This window comes from Microbacterium sp. DT81.1 (genome assembly GCF_049844955.1).
Lineage (GTDB): Bacteria > Actinomycetota > Actinomycetes > Actinomycetales > Microbacteriaceae > Microbacterium.
Genome location: NZ_JBNCMA010000006.1, coordinates 320,172 through 337,917, shown reverse-complemented (window position 1 = coordinate 337,917; position 17,746 = coordinate 320,172). Strand labels below are relative to the sequence as shown.

17 protein-coding genes are annotated in these 17,746 nt (G+C 70.5%); 9 read left to right on the top strand and 8 right to left on the bottom strand.

Annotated elements, in window-relative coordinates:
• Window positions 1-3 precede the first annotated feature (3 nt).
• Window positions 4-768 (top strand): class I SAM-dependent methyltransferase, encoded by a 765-nt coding sequence (locus ACLQ2Q_RS17400; RefSeq protein WP_425822179.1) that lies wholly within the window; start codon window positions 4-6, stop codon window positions 766-768.
• Between the two features lie 30 nt (window positions 769-798).
• Here the strand turns inward: ACLQ2Q_RS17400 and ACLQ2Q_RS17395 are convergent, their stop codons facing one another.
• From ACLQ2Q_RS17395 to ACLQ2Q_RS17385, 3 genes are all read right to left on the bottom strand, one after another.
• The gene (locus tag ACLQ2Q_RS17395; RefSeq protein WP_425822177.1) at window positions 799-1,881 is read right to left on the bottom strand and encodes a DMT family transporter; all 1,083 of its coding nucleotides are present in this window, start codon (window positions 1,879-1,881) and stop codon (window positions 799-801) included.
• Window positions 1,882-1,949: 68 nt separating this feature from the next.
• Complete coding sequence (locus tag ACLQ2Q_RS17390; RefSeq protein WP_425822175.1) at window positions 1,950-2,438, bottom strand: GNAT family N-acetyltransferase; 489 nt, start codon at window positions 2,436-2,438, stop codon at window positions 1,950-1,952.
• A gap of 16 nt (window positions 2,439-2,454) precedes the next feature.
• Window positions 2,455-3,099 carry a GntR family transcriptional regulator gene (locus tag ACLQ2Q_RS17385; RefSeq protein ID WP_425822173.1) on the bottom strand — a complete coding sequence of 215 codons (645 nt, stop codon included), beginning with the start codon at window positions 3,097-3,099 and terminating at the stop codon, window positions 2,455-2,457.
• 314 nt (window positions 3,100-3,413) lie between these two features.
• Between ACLQ2Q_RS17385 and ACLQ2Q_RS17380 the strand changes: the two genes are divergently transcribed.
• The gene (locus ACLQ2Q_RS17380) at window positions 3,414-3,617 is read left to right on the top strand and encodes a cold-shock protein (protein ID WP_425822171.1); all 204 of its coding nucleotides are present in this window, start codon (window positions 3,414-3,416) and stop codon (window positions 3,615-3,617) included.
• 143 nt (window positions 3,618-3,760) lie between these two features.
• Here ACLQ2Q_RS17380 and ACLQ2Q_RS17375 read toward each other — a convergent pair whose 3' ends face one another.
• From ACLQ2Q_RS17375 to ACLQ2Q_RS17355, 5 genes are all read right to left on the bottom strand, one after another.
• Entirely contained in the window at window positions 3,761-5,845 is a 2,085-nt protein-coding gene (locus tag ACLQ2Q_RS17375) for a bifunctional lysylphosphatidylglycerol flippase/synthetase MprF (protein ID WP_425822169.1), read from the bottom strand.
• 37 nt (window positions 5,846-5,882) lie between these two features.
• Window positions 5,883-7,136 carry a hypothetical protein gene (locus ACLQ2Q_RS17370; protein WP_425822167.1) on the bottom strand — a complete coding sequence of 418 codons (1,254 nt, stop codon included), beginning with the start codon at window positions 7,134-7,136 and terminating at the stop codon, window positions 5,883-5,885.
• Window positions 7,133-7,813: an HAD hydrolase-like protein gene (locus tag ACLQ2Q_RS17365; protein ID WP_425822165.1), complete on the bottom strand. Its 681-nt coding sequence runs from the start codon at window positions 7,811-7,813 to the stop codon at window positions 7,133-7,135. Before ACLQ2Q_RS17365 ends, ACLQ2Q_RS17370 begins: the two co-directional genes overlap by 4 nt.
• Before the next feature lie 89 nt (window positions 7,814-7,902).
• Window positions 7,903-8,598: an endonuclease NucS gene (nucS, locus tag ACLQ2Q_RS17360; RefSeq protein WP_425822163.1), complete on the bottom strand. Its 696-nt coding sequence runs from the start codon at window positions 8,596-8,598 to the stop codon at window positions 7,903-7,905.
• Between the two features lie 337 nt (window positions 8,599-8,935).
• A complete protein-coding gene (locus ACLQ2Q_RS17355) occupies window positions 8,936-10,186 on the bottom strand; it encodes an MFS transporter (RefSeq protein WP_425822161.1) in 1,251 nt (416 codons plus the stop codon).
• A gap of 89 nt (window positions 10,187-10,275) precedes the next feature.
• Here ACLQ2Q_RS17355 and ACLQ2Q_RS17350 point away from each other — a divergent pair, with 89 nt between their 5' ends.
• From ACLQ2Q_RS17350 to mnhG, 7 genes are all read left to right on the top strand, one after another.
• The gene (locus tag ACLQ2Q_RS17350; RefSeq protein WP_425822159.1) at window positions 10,276-11,331 is read left to right on the top strand and encodes a LacI family DNA-binding transcriptional regulator; all 1,056 of its coding nucleotides are present in this window, start codon (window positions 10,276-10,278) and stop codon (window positions 11,329-11,331) included.
• Between the two features lie 73 nt (window positions 11,332-11,404).
• Entirely contained in the window at window positions 11,405-14,347 is a 2,943-nt protein-coding gene (locus ACLQ2Q_RS17345; RefSeq protein WP_425822157.1) for a Na+/H+ antiporter subunit A, read from the top strand.
• A 22-nt stretch (window positions 14,348-14,369) separates the two neighbouring features.
• Window positions 14,370-14,951 (top strand): Na(+)/H(+) antiporter subunit C, encoded by a 582-nt coding sequence (locus tag ACLQ2Q_RS17340; RefSeq protein ID WP_425822155.1) that lies wholly within the window; start codon window positions 14,370-14,372, stop codon window positions 14,949-14,951.
• Window positions 14,948-16,546: a Na+/H+ antiporter subunit D gene (locus ACLQ2Q_RS17335; protein ID WP_425822153.1), complete on the top strand. Its 1,599-nt coding sequence runs from the start codon at window positions 14,948-14,950 to the stop codon at window positions 16,544-16,546. The genes ACLQ2Q_RS17340 and ACLQ2Q_RS17335 overlap by 4 nt, the downstream gene beginning before the upstream one ends.
• The gene (locus tag ACLQ2Q_RS17330; protein ID WP_425822151.1) at window positions 16,543-17,121 is read left to right on the top strand and encodes a Na+/H+ antiporter subunit E; all 579 of its coding nucleotides are present in this window, start codon (window positions 16,543-16,545) and stop codon (window positions 17,119-17,121) included. Before ACLQ2Q_RS17335 ends, ACLQ2Q_RS17330 begins: the two co-directional genes overlap by 4 nt.
• Window positions 17,118-17,384, top strand: a complete 267-nt coding sequence (locus ACLQ2Q_RS17325; protein ID WP_425822149.1) for a monovalent cation/H+ antiporter complex subunit F — start codon at window positions 17,118-17,120, stop codon at window positions 17,382-17,384. The genes ACLQ2Q_RS17330 and ACLQ2Q_RS17325 overlap by 4 nt, the downstream gene beginning before the upstream one ends.
• Window positions 17,384-17,746 (top strand): monovalent cation/H(+) antiporter subunit G, encoded by a 363-nt coding sequence (gene mnhG, locus ACLQ2Q_RS17320; protein ID WP_425822147.1) that lies wholly within the window; start codon window positions 17,384-17,386, stop codon window positions 17,744-17,746. Before ACLQ2Q_RS17325 ends, mnhG begins: the two co-directional genes overlap by 1 nt.

The following is a 17,746-nucleotide window of genomic DNA, read 5'->3' as shown; positions in this document are numbered from 1 at the left end:
GCCATGTCGTTCGAGGTGGCGGCGACGGCCTACGACCGGTTCATGGGGCGGTTCTCGAGACCGCTCGGCGGTGCTTTCGTGGAGTGGGCGTTCACGGGTGCGGATGCCGCAGTCTCGGCGCTCGACGTGGGCTGTGGTCCCGGTGCGCTGACCGAGGTGCTCGCCGCGCGCCTGGGCGCGGCATCCGTCACGGCCGTCGATCCGTCCCCGCAGTTCGTCGCGGCGGCTCGAGAGCGGATGCCGGGCGTGCGGGTCCTGGAGGCGTCCGCCGAAGCGCTGCCGTTCGAGGACGGCTCCTTCGAGGCGGCCTTCGCCCAGCTCGTCGTCCACTTCATGTCCGATCCCGCGGCGGGGATCGGCGAGATGCGCCGCGTGACACGGCCGGGCGGCGTGGTGGCGGCGAACGTCTGGGACTTCCAGAATCAACGGGCGCCGCAGTCCCTGTTCTTCCGCGCCCTGCGGGACGTGATGCCGGATGTCGACGACGAGGTGACCCGGGCGGGAGCCCGGCGCGGGGATCTCGCCGCCCTGTTGACCGGGGCCGGATGCGCGGGCGTCGAGCAGTCCGAGCTGTCGGTCTCCGTCGAGTTCGCGTCATTCGCGGACTGGTGGGAGCCGTACACGCTCGGAGTGGGCCCGGCGGGCGCGCAGCTCGCTCGCCTCGACGCCCAGACACGGGAGGCGGTGCGCCGCCGCTGCGCGGAGCTGCTGCCGGACGGCCCGTTCCGCATCGACGCGGTCGCGTGGGCGGCGAAGGGCACGGCCTGACGTCTTCACGTCTTCAGGGCTGCTCGCGGCTCACTGGGCGCGTCTGCGCGCCCGGGCGTGCGGGAGCTCGTGCATGTGCCGGTGGTGCGCGTCGGGATAGTGCTCGTGCGTGTGGGTGAGCCGCTCGTGACCGTGTTCGTGGGTGTGCCATGTTCCTGCGGCGACGGGTTCGTCATGCTCGTGCCGATGATGCTCATCGTGCGTGTGCCAGTGCTCGTGCACCTGGGCGTCGTGCGTGTGCGCGTGCCCGTGCCGCTCGGTGAGATGCAGCCAGACTCCGAGCGCCATGAGAAGTCCCGCGGCCACGAGCTGCCAGGTCACCGGCTCACCGAGAAGGATGGCGAGCAGCGCGCCGAAGAACGGCGCGACCGAGAAGTATGCGCCCGCCCGGGCGGTGCCTACATGTCTCATCCCCACGATGAAGAGGGCGAGGCTGACGCCGTACGCGAAGAACCCGACGATCATCGCGGCCGCGAGGCTTCCCGTTCCTGGCAGCGAGGCGCCGAGGGCGAACGCCAGAACCAGGTTCACCGGACCCGCGACCAGCCCCTTGACCGCGGCGAGCCACGTGGCGTCGTTCAGCGCGATCATGCGGGTGAGGTTGTTGTCCAGTCCCCAGCAGAGGCATGCCCCGAGCACCGCCAGCGCCGGCCAAGGGCTGCCGAGCTCGGCGCCTTCGGGGATGCTGATCAGAACCGCTCCGGCGACGATGGCCAGCATGCCCAGGGCGACGCGGCGATCGACGTTCTCGCGGAAGACGAACCATGCCAGCACTGCGGTGAACACGCCCTCCGCATTCAGCAGGAGCGACGCGCCGGAGGCCGGCATGTTCGAGAGTCCGACCATCAGCAGCACCGGGGCGACGACGCCGCCGGTGAGGACGGCACCGGCGAGCGGCAGCAGCTCCCCTCGACCCAGGCGCACGCGCGGCGCGCGGCGGACCAGTCGGAGAAGCCCCAGGCCGACGCCCGAGCCGCAGTAGAGCAGCCCGGCAAGCAGCCAGGGGCTGATGTCGCCGAGCAGGAGCTTCGCGAACGGGGTTCCGGCACCGAAGAGCAGCGCGGATACGAGCGCGGCCTGGACGCCGCGGTTCTTCAGAGCAGCCCCCAGCATCCACTCATTCTCCCACCGCGATCCGCGACCGCGGGAGACGCGGTCCGCCGACCGGGGGCCCGGGCGGGCTACTCCAGCACGGGCACGAGGGTGAAGACGATCTCCTCGATCTCGCGCCCGAGGCTCGGGGCGTACGCCCAGTCCCGCGAAACCTCGGTGAAGCTCAGCCTGCGAAGCACGGCCTGAGCCGCGAGGTTGTGGGCGGCCACCCGGGCGAACAGCGGCCGCACGGCCTCCCGGGAGACGAGCAGCCGCACGGCGCCGGTCGCGACGCCTCGTCCCCACGCGTGCCGTGCGATCCAGAACGTGACCTCGCGGTCGCCATCGACGGTGAAGGTGGCGGCCGTGCCGGCGAACCCGCCGCGCTCGGTGATGGTGAACATCGACACATCCGGTGAGGTCCTGTGCCGCGTCATCCACTCGTCGAAGGCGCCGCGGTCATCCGGATCGTCCGCCGTGAACGCGGCCAGCTCGACCGCCTCGCGGTCGCGCATCATCTCGAAGATCGCGTCGACGTCATCGTCGTCGACGGCTCTCAGTTCGACGTGGCCCACCATCGCCACGATACGCGGTTCAGCGGATCTCGTGCTGGGCGCGGATCACGCGCTCGGCCTCTGCCCCATCGCGCGCCGCGACCGCGTCGCGCAGCTCACAGTACGACGCGGTGCGATCCCGAGGGTCGATGCGCACCGGCCGCCAGGTGTCGAGATTGCGCTGGAACGCCGGCCCGGCCTCGCGCATGATCTTGAGGAAGACCGAGTTGCCGGTCGTCAGGCTGATCTGCTGATAGAAGGCCTGGCTGGCGGTTGCGAGCGATCTGATGTCGCCGGCGGCGGATGCCTCGATCATGCCGTCGACGAGCGCCACGGCCTCGGCGAGTTCGGCGTCGGTGCACCGGGCGAGCGACATCCGCAGGCCGAACCCCATCGCATAGATGAGGTACTCGTAGGTATCGGCGAGCACCCGCTCATCCGGCACGGACACGCGGGTGTAGCGATTCGCGGACACCTCGACGAGACCGATGCGCGCAAGGCGCTGCAGGGCCTCTCGCACCGGGGTGCGCGAGACGCCGAGCGCGGCCGCCAGTTCGACGTCGCGCACGCGCTGGCCGGGGGTGAGCCGCCCGTCACGGATGGCCTGGCCGAGGATCGTGTAGATCTCATCGCCCAGCATCGCTGTGCGCGGTACGCGCGGGGAGAGGAGGTCGTCGGTGCTCATGGCCGAGGAGAGTCTACGGTGGAAGTCCGTGAGTCCACCTGGCGCCCACTCCGGACGCATTCCTGTCCCGCCGGCACTGATATATCGGTAGAGTAGCCCGGTCACGCCTCGCGTGACCTATCCGGGGGGATACGTCGACGCCCGGGCTTCGCAGTGCTCGCACTCGGCCCGGGCGTCGAACGGATATCGGCGTGCAACATTTGTGTCACCATCTTTCACGCGTCCGTTCCGGTGGACTGCGCGCTCCACTACCGTGGAAATCGTCGATGTACCGCGCGTCGCGAAGCTTCGCGCACCCCCAAAGAAGGCATGGAATGACTCAGGGCACTGTCAAGTGGTTCAACGCGGAGAAGGGCTTCGGCTTCATCTCCCCTGACGAGGGTGGAGCCGACGTCTTCGCCCACTACACGGCGATCCAGTCGAGCGGCTACCGCGCGCTCGAGGAGAACCAGCGCGTCGAGTTCGACACGGCTCAAGGCCCGAAGGGCCTGCAGGCCGAGAACATCCGCCCCCTCTAGGCAGCCGCACCCGGTGCCCTGTGCCCCGGGTCGCACGTCTCAGAACACGGCGCAGCCGCCTCACGGCGCAGCGGCTCAGCCGCCCGTCCGGACGATCTCCATCGACCGGGGCACGGGCGGCTTTCGCGCGCCCGCGGCCGGTCTCAGCGACCGCGAAGCAGATCCACCCCCGCCGCCGCGAACTGCCGCAGGGTGGCATCCGGCAGGAAGGCCCTCGTGAGTCCCGCCGCGATGCGGGAGAGGTCGCCCTCGTCGCGGTAGAGCAGGTAGATCGGCTCGTAGCGCGGGTTGAACTTCGTCTTGAACTGGTGGAGGCTCTTGAAGCCGTAGACCGGCTCGAGGGATGACGACAGCTGCTCCAGCAGGGAAGCGATCGCGCCGGCATCGGGCTCGGTCTGATGGGCCAGCGGGGCTCCCGAGAGCGACATGATCTGTGCGCCCTCGTCGCGGAACGTGCGCGCCGACGTGCCGATCAGGAACTCCATGACCGCCGGGAAGCCGCCATCGCGCCGGCGCATGAGGTCGAGCGTCCAGCCCCGCGGCGAACCGCCCGGGCCGAAGACCGGCAGCCAGCTCAGGAACCCGTCCACATCCCCCTGCGGCGAGATGGCGAGAGCGAGCCGCACATCGGGATCCTCCGCCTCTTCGAGGGTGCCGAGCGTGAAGCGCATCTCGGGGAGTCCTTTGTCGCCGACCCACGATTCCGAGATCGCGCGCAGCTGCTGGCGGATGCCCCACGGCTCGGCGGCCAGCGTTGTGACGCGGAAGATCATTCCCTCCCTCTCGGCGCGGCTGAACGCCTGTCGCACCTTCGACCACGCCTTGCCCTGGAAGGTGAGGCCCGGCAGGTCGACGATCGTGTCGTCGGCGACGACGAGGTCGCGCCATCCGTCCGGCACGGCATCGCGCGTCGCGGCGCTCGCGCTGAAGAAGCAGGGAATCAGCCCCTGAGCCTCGGTCGCGGCGATGAACTCGGCGACGGAGTCCCTGATGCCCTCAGCCGGTCCCAGCGGATCGGCGAGCACGATCGCCACGGTGGCGTGCGTCTGGAAGGGGACGATGCCGGTCGAGGTGCGGAGGTATTGCATGCCCTCCCACGTCGACATCCACGACAGGGTGCCGCCGCCCTCGGTCCTGATCAGTGAGCGCACCTCGTCCGCTGTCGGTGGTGCGCCCGGCGCCAGCGGACGACGACGCCGCGCCCCGAAGGCGCGCCGCGTAGCCAGCAGGTAGACGAAGAAGGCGACACTCAGCGACGTGCTTCCCAGAGTCACGTCGATATCTCCGAGCGCGTCCGCGACCCCTGCCGCGTCGGCGACGAGCAGCACGAGGAGAAGCGTGACCGCGAGCACGCTGAGCGCCATCCATAAGAGCGACGCGAGCCACGCCCAGCGTCGGCCGCGCCGAAGGCCGGTCGCGACGAGCAGGATGATGACGGTGTCGATGGCGACGTCGATCCAGGGCCCCGCGAGCGGCTCGGTGGGTCCGAACGGCCCGTCCGTCGGGATGAGCAGGGTGAGGATCTGGATCGCGCCGAGGGCGAGGATGCCGGCGAAGGCGAGCAGTCGCTGCTCACGGATCGTCGTGCGCTGGATGCGGAACGACCTGTCGACGGCCAGCACGAGTAGGATCGCGATGGCGTGCTCGAGGTCGGCGAGGTCACCGAGGAAGAGCAGGCTGATCGCGCCGTAGACGAAGACGAGCACCCAGCCGCGCTGCCGCCACGGGGCCGCGAGCAGCCCCACCGCGGCGGCGATGCACGCCATCGTGCCGCCGGACGGGCCGACATCCAGTGCCTGCGAGAGCTCGATCGCCCACGGCCACGGCAGGAGCCGCCCGACCATCAGGAAGGCGGCGGCCGCGAAGATCGCGAAGAGCTGTCCGATTCCGAAGTAGAGCAGCGCGACGCGGGAACCCCGGCGATGTTCGAGGTACGCCATTCCGGCGAAGCTGAGCAGCGTGGGAATGAAGACCCACGGCTGCACGACGAAGAACGTGCCGGTGACCGGTGTCCACCAGCGGCCGGCCTCGAGAGCCGGCAGGCCGTAGGCCACTGCGTCGAACGCCGGCTGCGCTTCGAAGGGGCGCCAAAGGCCTTGGCTGACCACCCCGACGACCAGAAGCACGGCCACGACGGAGAGCGTCGCGGGGATGCGCCGGACGACCGTGGCGATCGGGCGACTGCGGCCGGCAGAACTCTCGGTCTGGATCGCTGGCGGTGCCGTCATGGCATCAGGTTAGAGGCCGCGGCGTTCCGGCGTCAGGTCAGCGGGCGCTTCTCTTCGCGAAGTCCGCGAGCGCCTGGGCATCCTCGGCATGCCGGATCGCCAGGCGAGCGGAGTCCAGCGCCTGCACCGGATCCCCGCTCTGCCGTGCGGCGGCCAGGGCGTCCTCGGCGGAGGCGAGGCGAACCCGGGCGTCGGCGCTCGCGGTGGCGTGCGAGATGGATGACTCCGCCCGGGCGATCGCTCCGCGGGCGGCGGCGAGCGTTCCGGGCAGGGCCGTCCGGGCTCCGCGAAGCCGCTGCTGCGCCGTCCGCGCATCACCGAGGGCGAGGTCCAGGCGGTCGCGCATGCGAGCGAGGGCCGAGATTGCGGCGGTGGGACGCCTGGCGGCATCCTTCTCGATCTGCGCGAGGGCATCGTCCGCCGCTCGGATGGCGACACCGAGGCGGTCGGCGGCCGACGGCTCGAGCCCGTCGCGCACCGTGACGGCCTGGTGAACGGCGGCCCGCGCCGACGCGAGCTCTTCCGGCACAGCGGCCGCGGCCTGGGTGACGAGGCGGTGAGCCTCCTCGAGCGCATTCGCCTCGAACTGCGCGGTGCGCAACGCACGCTCCGCGGCGGCCAGTTCGGGGAGCGCCGATCGGGTGGGATCCTGGGAGCGCGCGGCGGCCGAGGCGAGCAGGCGCTGCGCTTCGTCCGCGCCGGCGACGGCCGCGCGTGCGGCATCCGCGGCCGGCCGCCACTCGGACTCCTCGAAGCGCGTGGAAAGCTGCTGCACGAGCGCGGCCGGGTCGCCCATCGTCTCGCGAAGCTCCTCGAGCCGAGCCGTGGCCGACGCCACCTGCGCGGGCGCGGAGACGTGGGCGCTCATCCACTGGTCATGTGCGCCGCGTGCCGCCGCGATCGCGGCGAGGGCCTTCTGCGATCGGGTGCGGATGCGCTCGGCCGTGCGCGTGACGACCGGCGGCGGCACGTCGGGCGCCGAGATGTCGCGGTACTCGTGGAACGCCTGGTCGCGCGCGTGCTGCGCGCTCATGCGGGCGCGGCGAAGGGTCGCGGCATCCTCACCGCCGTAGAGGGCGCCCGAGAGGCCCACCTCCAGGTCGAGCTGCGCCACGGCGTCATCGAGTGCGACGAGCGCAGACCCCGCGGTGGCGCGCTCGGCCTCGGCCGCCGCCCGGGCTCGCGGACCGCGGCGAGAGCGGCGCACCGTCCAGGCCACGAGCGCGACCACGGCGGCCGTCGCCCCGAACACGACGACGGACGGGACGAGGGCGACGAGGGCCTCGTTCATTCGGCATTCCCGACGAGCAGCAGCTGGGCCAGCTCATCGACGTTCTCGACCGCCCGCTGCGCGGCATCCGCCTCATGGGGCCAGCTGAAGCCCCACCGCACGAAGATCGTCGGCAGCCCGTTCGCCGCCGCCCCCTCGATGTCGTGGTGGCGATCGCCGATCAGCACGCTGCGGCTGGTGTCGACATCCGCCGCCCGCAGCTGCCGGAGCGCCTCGGCGACGATGTCGCTCTTCGCGCTGAGCGTCTTCTCATCGAGCGTCGCGCCCACGATGGCCGTGAACGAGGGAGTCAGCTCGAAATGGTCGAGCAGCGCCCGCACCTGCACCTCGGGCTTGGAACTCGCCGTCGCCTGCGGAACACCCGCCGCGTGCAGGCGCGCGATGAGATCGCTCACGCCGGGGTAGAGCTTGGCTCCCGTCGTGTAGCCATCGCCGCGGCCGAGCACCCGGTAGAAGGCGACCGCCTCATTGGCCTCGTCGGGAGTCATGCCGCCCTGCGCCTGGAACGACTCGTACATCGGCGGGCCGATCCAGTGCGCGAGCTCGTCGCGGATCGGCGCCCGGCGGCCGAAGTGCTCGAGCGTGATGGTGAGCCGGCGCAGGATGCCGTCGGAGGCATCCACGATCGTGCCGTCGACGTCCCAGAGGACGGCGGACCAGGGTGAGCGCGGCGACATGCGTCTACCCTACGGGCGCGGCGCGTGCGCGAAACTTCGGTGCGGTGCCGCCGGCGCACGGCGATGCCGGGCGATCGAGCCTGCAGGGATCAGAAGAGCCGGGGCACCCCGGAGTCGATCCCTTTCATCTCGTCGTAGTCGAGCGTGACGCATCGGATGCCGCGATCGGCGGCCAGCACGCGGGCCTGGGGTTTGATCTCTTGGGCCGCGAAGACCCCGCGGACAGGAGCGAGGTGCGGGTCGCGGCCGAGCAGCTCGAGGTAGCGCGTGAGTTGCTCGACGCCGTCGATGTCGCCGCGGCGCTTCACCTCCACCGCGATGGCAGCGCCTTCGGCATCCCGCACGAGCAGGTCGACGGGGCCGATCGCGGTCGGGTACTCGCGCCGCACGAGGGTCACGCCGTCGCCGAGCAGGTCGACCTGCTCGGCGAGCAGGCGCTGCAGATCGGCCTCCACCCCGTCCTTCTGCAGGCCGGGGTCGATGCCGAGCTCGTGGTCGGAATCGTGCAGCACCTCGTACAGCCGAACGGTGAGGGCGTCGCCGGTCTTCTGGTGAACGACCCTCCAGACCTCGACGACGCCGGCGCTGACGAGGTCCTCGTCGGGCTGCTCGACCGTCAGGCGGCAGGGCGGGCTCATCCAGTTCAGGGGCTTGTAGCTGCCACCGTCGGAGTGCACGAGCAGGCTGCCGTCGCCCTTGTGCACCAGCAGCCGGGTCGCCAGTGGCAGGTGCGCGTTCAGGCGCCCGGCGTAGTCGACGGAGCAGCGGGCAATGACGAGGCGCACGGCGACGAGCCTACCCGCGCGGCGCCGGCACGCGGACGAGTCGGCGGCTGTCCCGCGGATCGCCCCTCGGTCCCTACCCGGGTTTGGGGCGGATTTCCTCCCTCGGGGCGCGCGGCCGTGCTTCGGGAGGAGATCCCGCCTCGGGAGGAGGATCACCTAAGAATTCGCCCTCCCCAAGCCGGATCTCCTCCCGTAGGCCACGCCTCGCCGCGTGACCGTTGGGACTCGGCCGTTTCACTGGCGGGTTTGGGGCGCGTGGCTTCCCTCGGGGCGCGCGGGATGCGCCCCGGAACGTGGGTTTGCGCCCCGAACCCGAACGGAGGTCGGGGTCGCCCGGTCAGTGCGAGGACGAGTGCTCGCGGGGGTGGCCGGCGCCGACGTTCGAGCCGGGAAGGGGCTTGGCGGCACCCGATGCGAGCCCGGATGCCACGATCAGCGCGACGAGGATGTACAGGGTGTTCAGCAGCCCGATCTGCTCGCTGATGAACCCGAGGATCGGCGGGCCGCAGAGGAACGAGATGTAGCCGATGGTCGCGGCGGCGCTCACGCGCGCGGCGGCCTTGAGCGGGTCGTCCGCGGCGGCCGACATGCCGAGCGGGAACCCGAGCGAGACTCCGGCTCCCCAGAGCGCCGCGCCGACGAAGACGAGCGGGACCGTCGGAGCGAGGATGAACAGCAGCAGGCCGACGGCGGCGGTCGCGGCGAGCACCCGGAGCGTCGCGACGCGGCCGAACCGGTCGACCAGCGGCCCGCCGAGCACGCGGACGACCGTCATGCTCACCGAGAAGACCGTGAGGCCGAGCGCACCGATGGCCTGATCCGAGCCGTGGCCCTCGACCATGCCGAGCGCGAGCCAGTCGTTCGCGCCGCCCTCCGCGAACGCCATGCCCAGCATGATCACGCCCAGCGCGTAGGTGCGGGGCTCCCGCCACGCGGCCAGAGACGTGTGCAGGCGGTCGCGCCAGTGCGGCTTGTCCGCTTCGGCATCGACATCCATCGCGATGTCCCGCGACGGCACGTTCGCGAAGGTGACGAATCCGATCACGACGATGGCGACCGACATCAGGGACGTGTGCAGGAGCACGTTGATGCCCCACGCCGCAGCGAGCGCTCCGAGCCCCGCACCGATCACGGTGCCGAAGCTGAAGAAGGCGTGGAACAGCGGCAGGATCGTCTTTCCGGTCTGCTTCTCGATCGCGGCGCCCTCGACGTTCATCATGACGTCGACCGCGCCGTTGCCGAGCCCGAACATCACCAGGCCGAGCACCACCACCACGAACGACTGGGCGACATCGGTGCCGACGCCGATGACGGCGACGCCGACCGCGAAGACCAGGATCGCGACGAGCATGCCCCGGCGGGCCCCGAACCGGGCCAGCACGAGCGGAGCGAGCGAGAGGCCGACGATGGATGCGATCCCCGCGCCCAGCAGCATGAGGCCGATCTGGATGTTGTCGACGCCGAGGGTGATCTTGATCGCCGGGACGCGTGATGCCCATGTCGCGATGCTCAGGCCGCTCGCGAGGAAGATGGCGAACACGGCGAGGCGCCAGCGGGTGAGCTGCGCGGGGGTGAGAACGACGTCCATGCGACAAGAGTACTGATTCGGCCGTCCGTTATCGAATCGATTCGATCAAATCCCTCGGACCGCGTACGATTCGTTGGAGGGAGGTGCCGATGGGCAGCAGAAGAGCCACGATCGCCGACGTGGCGCGCAGCGCCAACGTGTCTCCGTCGACCGCGTCCGTCGTCTTCAGCGGCAAGACCGCCGTCTCCGAGGCGACGCGAAAGCGGGTGCTGGATGCCGCGGCGGCCCTCGGCTACTCCGGACCCGACCCCAGAGCCGCGTCGCTGCGCACCGGACGCAGCGGCATCGTGGGCGTCGTCTTCGAAGAGCATCTGCGCGCCGCGTTCCTCGATCCGGTGAAGACGGCGCTGATGGACGGGCTGACCGACGCCGTCGCACCGCTCGGGGCCGGCCTGCTGCTTCTGCGGGACGATCAGGGGGTCGGCGCCGAAGGCGGCGGGGCGAGCCTCGGCAGCGCGCCGCTCGATGCCGTCGTGCTCGTGGGCTGCAGCGGGCGCCTCAGGGAGTCCCTCGACATCGTGCAGTCACGCGGCATCCCGGTCGTGGTCATCGAAGGCGACGCCGGCCCCGGCATCCCGCAGATCCACCTGGACAACCGCGAGGCGCAGCGTCAGGCGGCCAGCCACCTGCGGGCGCTTGGTCACGAGGACGTCGGCATCGTCGCCCTGCCGCTCGACGCGCAGCGCGAACGCGGACCGGTGACGGATGACCGGCTGGCGAACGCAACGGTCGCCGTCACGATCGAGCGCCTGGCGGGAGCGCGGGACGTCTATCCGGATGCCCCCGCGGTGTCGGCCGCGGCGAGCTCCATCGACGAGGGGCTGTCGGCGGCGCGTGCGCTGCTGGCGATGCGCCCGCGTCCCACCGCGATCATCGCGCAGAGCGACCTGCTGGCCGCCGGGGTCATCCGCGCCGCCGAGGAGGCGGGGGTGCGGGTTCCCGAGCATCTCAGCGTGACCGGGTTCGACGGAATACAGGTCGACGGGCTGGCTCCCTACGAACTCACCACCCTCGTGCAGCCCGCCGTGGAGAAGGGCCGGGCGGCCGGCGATGCCGTCTCCCGGATGCTGGCGGGCGCGGATGTCGAGACGATCCTGTTCGAGTGCAGCTTCCGTGAGGGCAACACCAGCGGCCCCGTGCCCTGAGCGCTCCCCGGTAGACTGGAATCACAGCCGCCCGCCTGAGCCGTCCCCGGCCGACGAGCCAGAGGAGAAGCCGATGCTGCTCCTGCTTGGTGCGTTCGCGCTGGCGCCGCTGGGCCTTCCGTGGCTCGTGAGCAGGCTCGGCGCCCGGGCGTTCTACCTCGCGGCCGTGCTGCCGATCGCCGCGTTCATCCACACCGCGGCCCAGACGACGGACATCCTCGCCGGAAACATTCCGTTCGAGTCATACGACTGGATCCCGCCGCTCCGCATCGAGCTGTCCATGCGCATGGACACGCTGAGCTGGCTGCTGGCACTCATCGTCACCGGCGTCGGCGCGCTCGTGATGCTCTACTGCCGGTGGTACTTCCGGGACAAGTACGAGGGACTCGGCCAGTTCTCGGCCGTGCTGCTGGCGTTCGCGGGCGCCATGTACGGATTGGTCCTGACCGACGACCTGGTCGTGCTCGTGATGTTCTGGGAGGTCACGAGCGTCCTCTCCTACCTGCTGATCGGGTACTACCACCGCCGCGCGGGCAGTCGCCGCGCCGCGCTGCAGGCCCTGCTCGTGACGACGCTCGGCGGCCTGGTGATGCTGATCGGTGTCGTGCTGATGGTCGTCGCGGCCGGCACCTCGAGCATCTCGACGATCCTCGCCGACCCGCCGACCGGCACGATCGTCGACGCGGCCCTGGTTCTGCTCCTCGTCGGGGCGCTCAGCAAGTCGGCCATCTTCCCGTTCCACTTCTGGCTGCCGGGCGCGATGGCCGCTCCGACTCCGGTGAGCGCGTACCTGCATGCGGCCGCGATGGTGAAGGCGGGGATCTACCTGCTCGCGCGGCTCGCGCCGGCGTTCGCGGATGCCGGTCCGTGGCGGCCGATCGTGATCGGCCTGGGCGTCTTCACGATGCTGCTCGGGGGCATCCAGGCGCTGCGGGAGACCGACCTGAAGCGGGTGCTGGCCTTCGGCACGGTCAGCCAGCTCGGGTTCCTCACGGTGGTCCTCGGATTCGGGACGCGCGATGCCGCGCTGGCCGGTCTGGCTCTGCTCCTGAGCCACGCGCTGTTCAAGTCGGCGCTGTTCCTCGTGGTCGGCGTGATCGACCGTCAGCTCTCGACCCGGGACATCGACGAGCTCAGCGGTGTGGGCCGGCAGGCGCCCGTGATGGCGACCTTCTCCATCATCGCCGTGGCATCGATGGCCGGCATCCCGCCCACCGTCGGCTTCGTCGCGAAGGAGGGCGTCTTCACCGCGCTGATGTACGAGGCCTTCGGGGGTTCGGCCTGGGGCTGGGTCGCCTTCATCGGATCGGCGATCGGGTCCGCGCTGACGATGGCGTACGGCATCCGCTTCGTCTGGGGAGCCTTCGCGACGAAGACGGATGCCGATCGACGGCCGCTCCCGGTCACCGCGTGGCCGGATCCGCCTCTCGGGTTCCTCGGCGCTCCGGTCGTGCTCGCGGGCCTCACGGTCGTCGCAGGAATCGCCGCGCCGTTCCTCGACACGGTCTTCACCCCGTACGCCGACACGGCGCCGGAGTCGACGCCGGAGGTCGCCCCACCCGCCGAGACCTATCACCTGGCCCTCTGGCACGGTATCGAGCCCGCGCTGCTGGTGTCGCTGATCACGCTCGTGCTCGGCGTGGGCATCTTCTGGCTCACGCGGGCGACGGGCTGGGACACCGGGCCCCGGATGCTGCGCTTCACCGCCGCGGACGCCTACAACCTCGCCCTGAAGGGCGTCGACCGCCTCTCCGTGCTGACGACGACCTTCACCCAGCGCGGTTCGCTGCCGGTGTACGTGGGCACGATCTTCGTCGTGCTGGTCGCGGCCGAGGCGACGGCGCTGGTCGCCGGCGGGAACTGGATCGCGAACCTGGAGCCGTGGCAGACCCCCATGCAGCTGGTGGTGGCGCCCCTCATGATCGCCGCGGGGATCTTCGCGGTGCGCGCCACCAAGCGCTACACGGGCGTCGTGCTGGTCTCGGTGACCGGCATCGGCATGGTCCTTCTGTTCGCGACGAGCGGCGCGCCGGATCTGGCGCTGACCCAGGTGCTCGTCGAGACCGTGACCCTCGTGGCGTTCGCTCTCGTGCTGCGCCGCCTTCCCGCTCGGATGGGCGAGCACAACGCGTCGGTATGGCCTATCGCCCGCGCGGTGCTCGGCATCGGCGTCGGCGTCACCATGGCGCTCGTGGCGATCGTCGCCACCGGAGCGAGGGTGGCCGAACCCATTTCGGACCGCTTCCCCCAACTCGCCTACGAGGTGGGGCACGGGCGGAACGTCGTGAACGTGGCGCTCGTCGACCTGCGCGGCTGGGACACCATGGGCGAGCTGTCGGTGCTGATCCTCGCCGCGACCGGCGTCGCCTCGCTCGTGTTCGTGACCCATCGCTCCGGAAGCCTGCCGGCGGCGACTCAGCCGCTGCCCAAGACCAAGAGCCGCACGACCCGTCGGCGCCCGCTGGTGGAGACCACCGACGGCGTGCGCCTTCAGACCTCCGACAACAGCGACAGCCCCCGCGCGTGGCTGCTCGGCGGGCAGCGGATGCGTCCGGAGAACCGCTCGATCCTGCTCGAGGTCATCGTCCGCGTGCTCTTCCACACGATCATCGTGGTGTCGATCTACCTGCTCTTCGCCGGTCACAACCTGCCGGGCGGCGGCTTCGCCGGCGGACTCGTCGCCGGCATGGCACTCGTGATGCGCTACATCGCCGGCGGCCGCTACGAGCTCGGCGTCGCGGCCCCGAGCGACGCGGGCACCCTGCTGGGCGTCGGCATGACGATCGCGGTGGCGTGCGCGATCGTTCCGCTCTTCTTCGGGTCGGCGCCGCTGACCAGCACCTACTTCGAGGCCGACGTGCCCGTGCTCGGTCATGTCGAGTTCGTCACGTCGACGCTGTTCGACATCGGCGTCTATCTGGTGGTCATCGGGCTCGTGCTCGACGTGCTGCGCAGCCTCGGTGCGGAGGTCGATCGCCAGGCCCAGGAACTGCGCTCGAAGGGGGTGAGCATCTGATGAAGACCGCGTCGGAGCCGGCATGACCGTCTCGCTCACACTCATCGTCATCATGGGGGTGCTCTTCGCATGCGGCGTGTACGCGATGCTCGAGCGCAGCCTCACCCGGGTGCTCATCGGCTTCCTGCTGCTGGGCAACGCGGCCAACCTGCTGCTCCTGATCGTGATGGGCCGTCCGGGGATCGCGCCGTTCTTCGGCTCGGGCGATCCGGACGAGATGAGCGACCCGCTGCCACAGGCACTCACCCTGACCGCGATCGTCATCACCTTCGCCGTCTCCGCCTTCCTGCTCGCCCTGATCTACCGCTCATGGCAGCTCGGCCAGCAGGACACCGTGGAGGACGACCTCGCCGACATCGCCATCCGCGATCGCGGAGCCGAGGCCGAGGACGTCATGGAAGACGACGCGGTCACCCCGGCCGACACGGCGACCACCGACTTCGTCGGGGTCGACACAGCGCCGATCGTGGTGCTGCACGCGCGCGACATCCCCTCCATCCGGGATGATGCCCCCACCGATCGGCCGTCGGCCGGCCGTCGCGGGAACAGGGGCTCGGGCTCCGGCGGTGCGGGCTCCGGCGGCTCGGAGGGAGGGGAACGATGAGCGCGCTCGTTCCCCTGCTCGTCACGCTGCCGCTCCTGGGCGCCGCCCTGACCCTGATCTTCGGTCGCCGCCGTCGCTCGCAGGTGACCGTCTCGATCGTCACGCTCACCGTCGTCTTCGTGATCGCGGCGATCCTCCTGGTCACCGTGGACTCCGGCGAGCCGATCGCCGTGTCGGTCGGCGGGTGGCCCGTCCCCTTCGGCATCGTGCTCTACGTGGACCGGCTGGCGGCCCTGCTGGTGGCCGTCTCGAGCGTCGTGCTGCTGGCCGTCCTGCTCTTCTCCGTCGGCCAGGGCGCGGCGGACGGCGATGACGACACGCCGGTCTCGATCTTCCACCCGTCGTACCTCATCCTGTCGGCCGGCATCTTCACCGCGTTCATCGCCGGCGATCTGTTCAACCTCTACGTCGGCTTCGAGATCCTGCTCGTGGCCTCGTACGTGCTGATAACGCTCGGCAGCACCGAGTCCCGCATCCGCACCGGCGTCGTCTACATCGTGGTCTCGCTCGTTTCGTCGATCCTGTTCCTCGCGGCCATCGCCGCGATCTACGGGGCCCTCGGCACGGTCAACATGGCCCAGATCGCCGAGCGGATGAACGAACTGCCGCAGGAGGTTCAGCTCGTTCTGCACCTGCTGCTGCTCGTGGCATTCAGCATCAAGGCCGCCGTCTTCCCCCTCTCCTTCTGGCTTCCAGACTCCTACCCGACCGCTCCCGCGCCGGTGACGGCCGTGTTCGCCGGCCTGCTGACCAAGGTCGGCGTGTACGCGCTGATCCGCACCGAGACCCAGCTCTTCGCGGACTCGAGCGTCAACGTGCTGCTGCTGATCGTCGCCCTCGCCACGATGGTGATCGGCGTGCTCGGGGCGGTGGCGCAGGCGGAGCTGAAGCGCATCCTGTCGTTCACGCTCGTCAGCCACGTCGGCTACATGATCTTCGGACTGGCGATCGCGACGCCGGCGGCGATCGGGGCGACGATCTACTACATGGTGCACCACATCATCGTGCAGACGACGCTGTTCCTCGCGGTCGGCCTCATCGAGCGCCGGGCGGGCAGCACGTCGATCCTGCGGGTGAAGGGACTGATGCGGGCGGCACCGGTGATCGCGGTGCTCTATTTCATCCCGGCCATCAACCTCGGCGGCCTGCCGCCCTTCTCCGGCTTCATCGGCAAGTTCGCGCTCTTCGACGCGGCGGCCGAGGTCGGCACGCCGATCATGATGGTGCTCATCGTGGCCGGCATCCTGACGTCGCTGCTCACGCTCTACGCCCTCATGCGCGCGTGGAACCTCGCGTTCTGGCGAGAAGAGGACGACTCCGCCGAGACTGCGGCCCGCATCTCCTATCTCGGCGATGCGCCCGCCGCCCGCGTGCAGACCAGGCGCCGGGTGATTCCGCTGATCATGACGGCCGCCACCACGGGAATGGTCGCGGTCACCATCGCTCTCACGGTGTTCGCCGGTCCGCTGTACCAGGTGTGCACCCGCATCGGCGATGCGCTGCTCGAGCCGGTCTACATCTCGCAGCTCGACGCCGCCCACCAGAACGCCGCCGATCAGAACGCCGCCGATCAGAACGCGGGGGTGCGGCCGTGAGCCCCGACACCCGCCGCACCGCCCTCCGTCAGCTCTGGAGGCAGCTGCCCTTCTTCGTGTGGCTCATCGCGCTCTGGATGCTGCTCTGGGGCCAGTTCACCGTGCTGGCGTTCGTCACCGGGCTTTTGGTCGCGGTGGTCGTGACACGCGTCTTCCGGCTGCCGCCGGTCGAGCTCTCGGGCCGCGTGAACGTCTGGTACGGGCTGCTCTTCGTGCTGCAGTTCGTCGGGGCGGTGGTGCGCGGCTCGCTGCTGGTCGCCTGGCAGGTGCTCGACTTCCGCGCCCAGCCGGGGACGGCCATCGTGGCGGTGCCCCTCCGCACCGACGACGACCTGATCATGGCGCACACGGCCGTCACGGCCTCGCTCATCCCGGGTTCGCTGGTCGTGGAGGCCGACCGCGATCGGCGCGTGCTCTTCCTGCACGTGATCGGCGTGAGGTCTCTCGAAGACGTCGAGGCCCAGCGCCGCAGCGTGCTGCTCTGGGAGGCGCGGATCGTGCGAGCCGTCGGCTCCACCGCGCAGCTGGCGACGGTGCGCGAGTCGCAGAAGACCGCGGTGGGGAGGAACGTATGAGCGCCCTGATGGTGGTCATCCTGGTCGTCTTCTCGGCTGCTGCCCTGCTCACCGTCATCCGCATCGTCATCGGGCCGTCGATCTTGGACCGCGCGATCGCCTCGGATGTGCTCCTGACTCTGGTGATGTGCGTGCTCGGCGCCGAGATGGTGATCAACCAGCACACCCGCACGCTGCCGGTGCTGCTGATCATCGCCGCCGTGGGTGTCTTCGGGTCGATCGCGGTGGCGCGCTTCGTCGCGAGAAGGGACAACGTGCCGTGATGGATGTCGACGCTCTCCTGGATGCCGCGGCCCTGGTGCTGGTGCTGATCGGCGCTCTGCTGTGCCTGATCGCCGCGATCGGACTGCTGCGGCTTCGCGACGTGCCGACGCGGCTGCACGCCGCCACGAAGCCGCAGGTGCTGGGACTGATGCTCATCTGCACGGCCATCGCGCTCTCGCTGCGATCGTGGGACGTCGTCGCCTTCCTCGTGCCCGTCGTGCTCATCCAGCTGGCGACGGCACCGCTGTCGGCGCACATGGTGGGCCGGCAGGCCTACCGCAACGGCACGATCGACGAGCGGGCGCTGGTCGCCGACGAGCTCCGCGAATCGCGCGAGACCCCACCGGCCGCGGGCGGCTGA

Excerpts from the sequence above, each read along its gene's own strand:
- ACLQ2Q_RS17400 (WP_425822179.1), top strand. The coding sequence starts at position 4 with ATGTCGTTCGAGGTGGCGGCGACGGCCTACGACCGGTTCATGGGGCGG.
- ACLQ2Q_RS17395 (WP_425822177.1), bottom strand. The coding sequence starts at position 1,881 with ATGCTGGGGGCTGCTCTGAAGAACCGCGGCGTCCAGGCCGCGCTCGTA.
- ACLQ2Q_RS17390 (WP_425822175.1), bottom strand. The coding sequence starts at position 2,438 with ATGGTGGGCCACGTCGAACTGAGAGCCGTCGACGACGATGACGTCGAC.
- ACLQ2Q_RS17385 (WP_425822173.1), bottom strand. The coding sequence starts at position 3,099 with ATGAGCACCGACGACCTCCTCTCCCCGCGCGTACCGCGCACAGCGATG.
- ACLQ2Q_RS17380 (WP_425822171.1), top strand. The coding sequence starts at position 3,414 with ATGACTCAGGGCACTGTCAAGTGGTTCAACGCGGAGAAGGGCTTCGGC.
- ACLQ2Q_RS17375 (WP_425822169.1), bottom strand. The coding sequence starts at position 5,845 with ATGACGGCACCGCCAGCGATCCAGACCGAGAGTTCTGCCGGCCGCAGT.
- ACLQ2Q_RS17370 (WP_425822167.1), bottom strand. The coding sequence starts at position 7,136 with ATGAACGAGGCCCTCGTCGCCCTCGTCCCGTCCGTCGTCGTGTTCGGG.
- ACLQ2Q_RS17365 (WP_425822165.1), bottom strand. The coding sequence starts at position 7,813 with ATGTCGCCGCGCTCACCCTGGTCCGCCGTCCTCTGGGACGTCGACGGC.
- ACLQ2Q_RS17355 (WP_425822161.1), bottom strand. The coding sequence starts at position 10,186 with ATGGACGTCGTTCTCACCCCCGCGCAGCTCACCCGCTGGCGCCTCGCC.
- ACLQ2Q_RS17350 (WP_425822159.1), top strand. The coding sequence starts at position 10,276 with ATGGGCAGCAGAAGAGCCACGATCGCCGACGTGGCGCGCAGCGCCAAC.
- ACLQ2Q_RS17345 (WP_425822157.1), top strand. The coding sequence starts at position 11,405 with ATGCTGCTCCTGCTTGGTGCGTTCGCGCTGGCGCCGCTGGGCCTTCCG.
- ACLQ2Q_RS17340 (WP_425822155.1), top strand. The coding sequence starts at position 14,370 with ATGACCGTCTCGCTCACACTCATCGTCATCATGGGGGTGCTCTTCGCA.
- ACLQ2Q_RS17335 (WP_425822153.1), top strand. The coding sequence starts at position 14,948 with ATGAGCGCGCTCGTTCCCCTGCTCGTCACGCTGCCGCTCCTGGGCGCC.
- ACLQ2Q_RS17325 (WP_425822149.1), top strand. The coding sequence starts at position 17,118 with ATGAGCGCCCTGATGGTGGTCATCCTGGTCGTCTTCTCGGCTGCTGCC.
- mnhG (WP_425822147.1), top strand. The coding sequence starts at position 17,384 with ATGGATGTCGACGCTCTCCTGGATGCCGCGGCCCTGGTGCTGGTGCTG.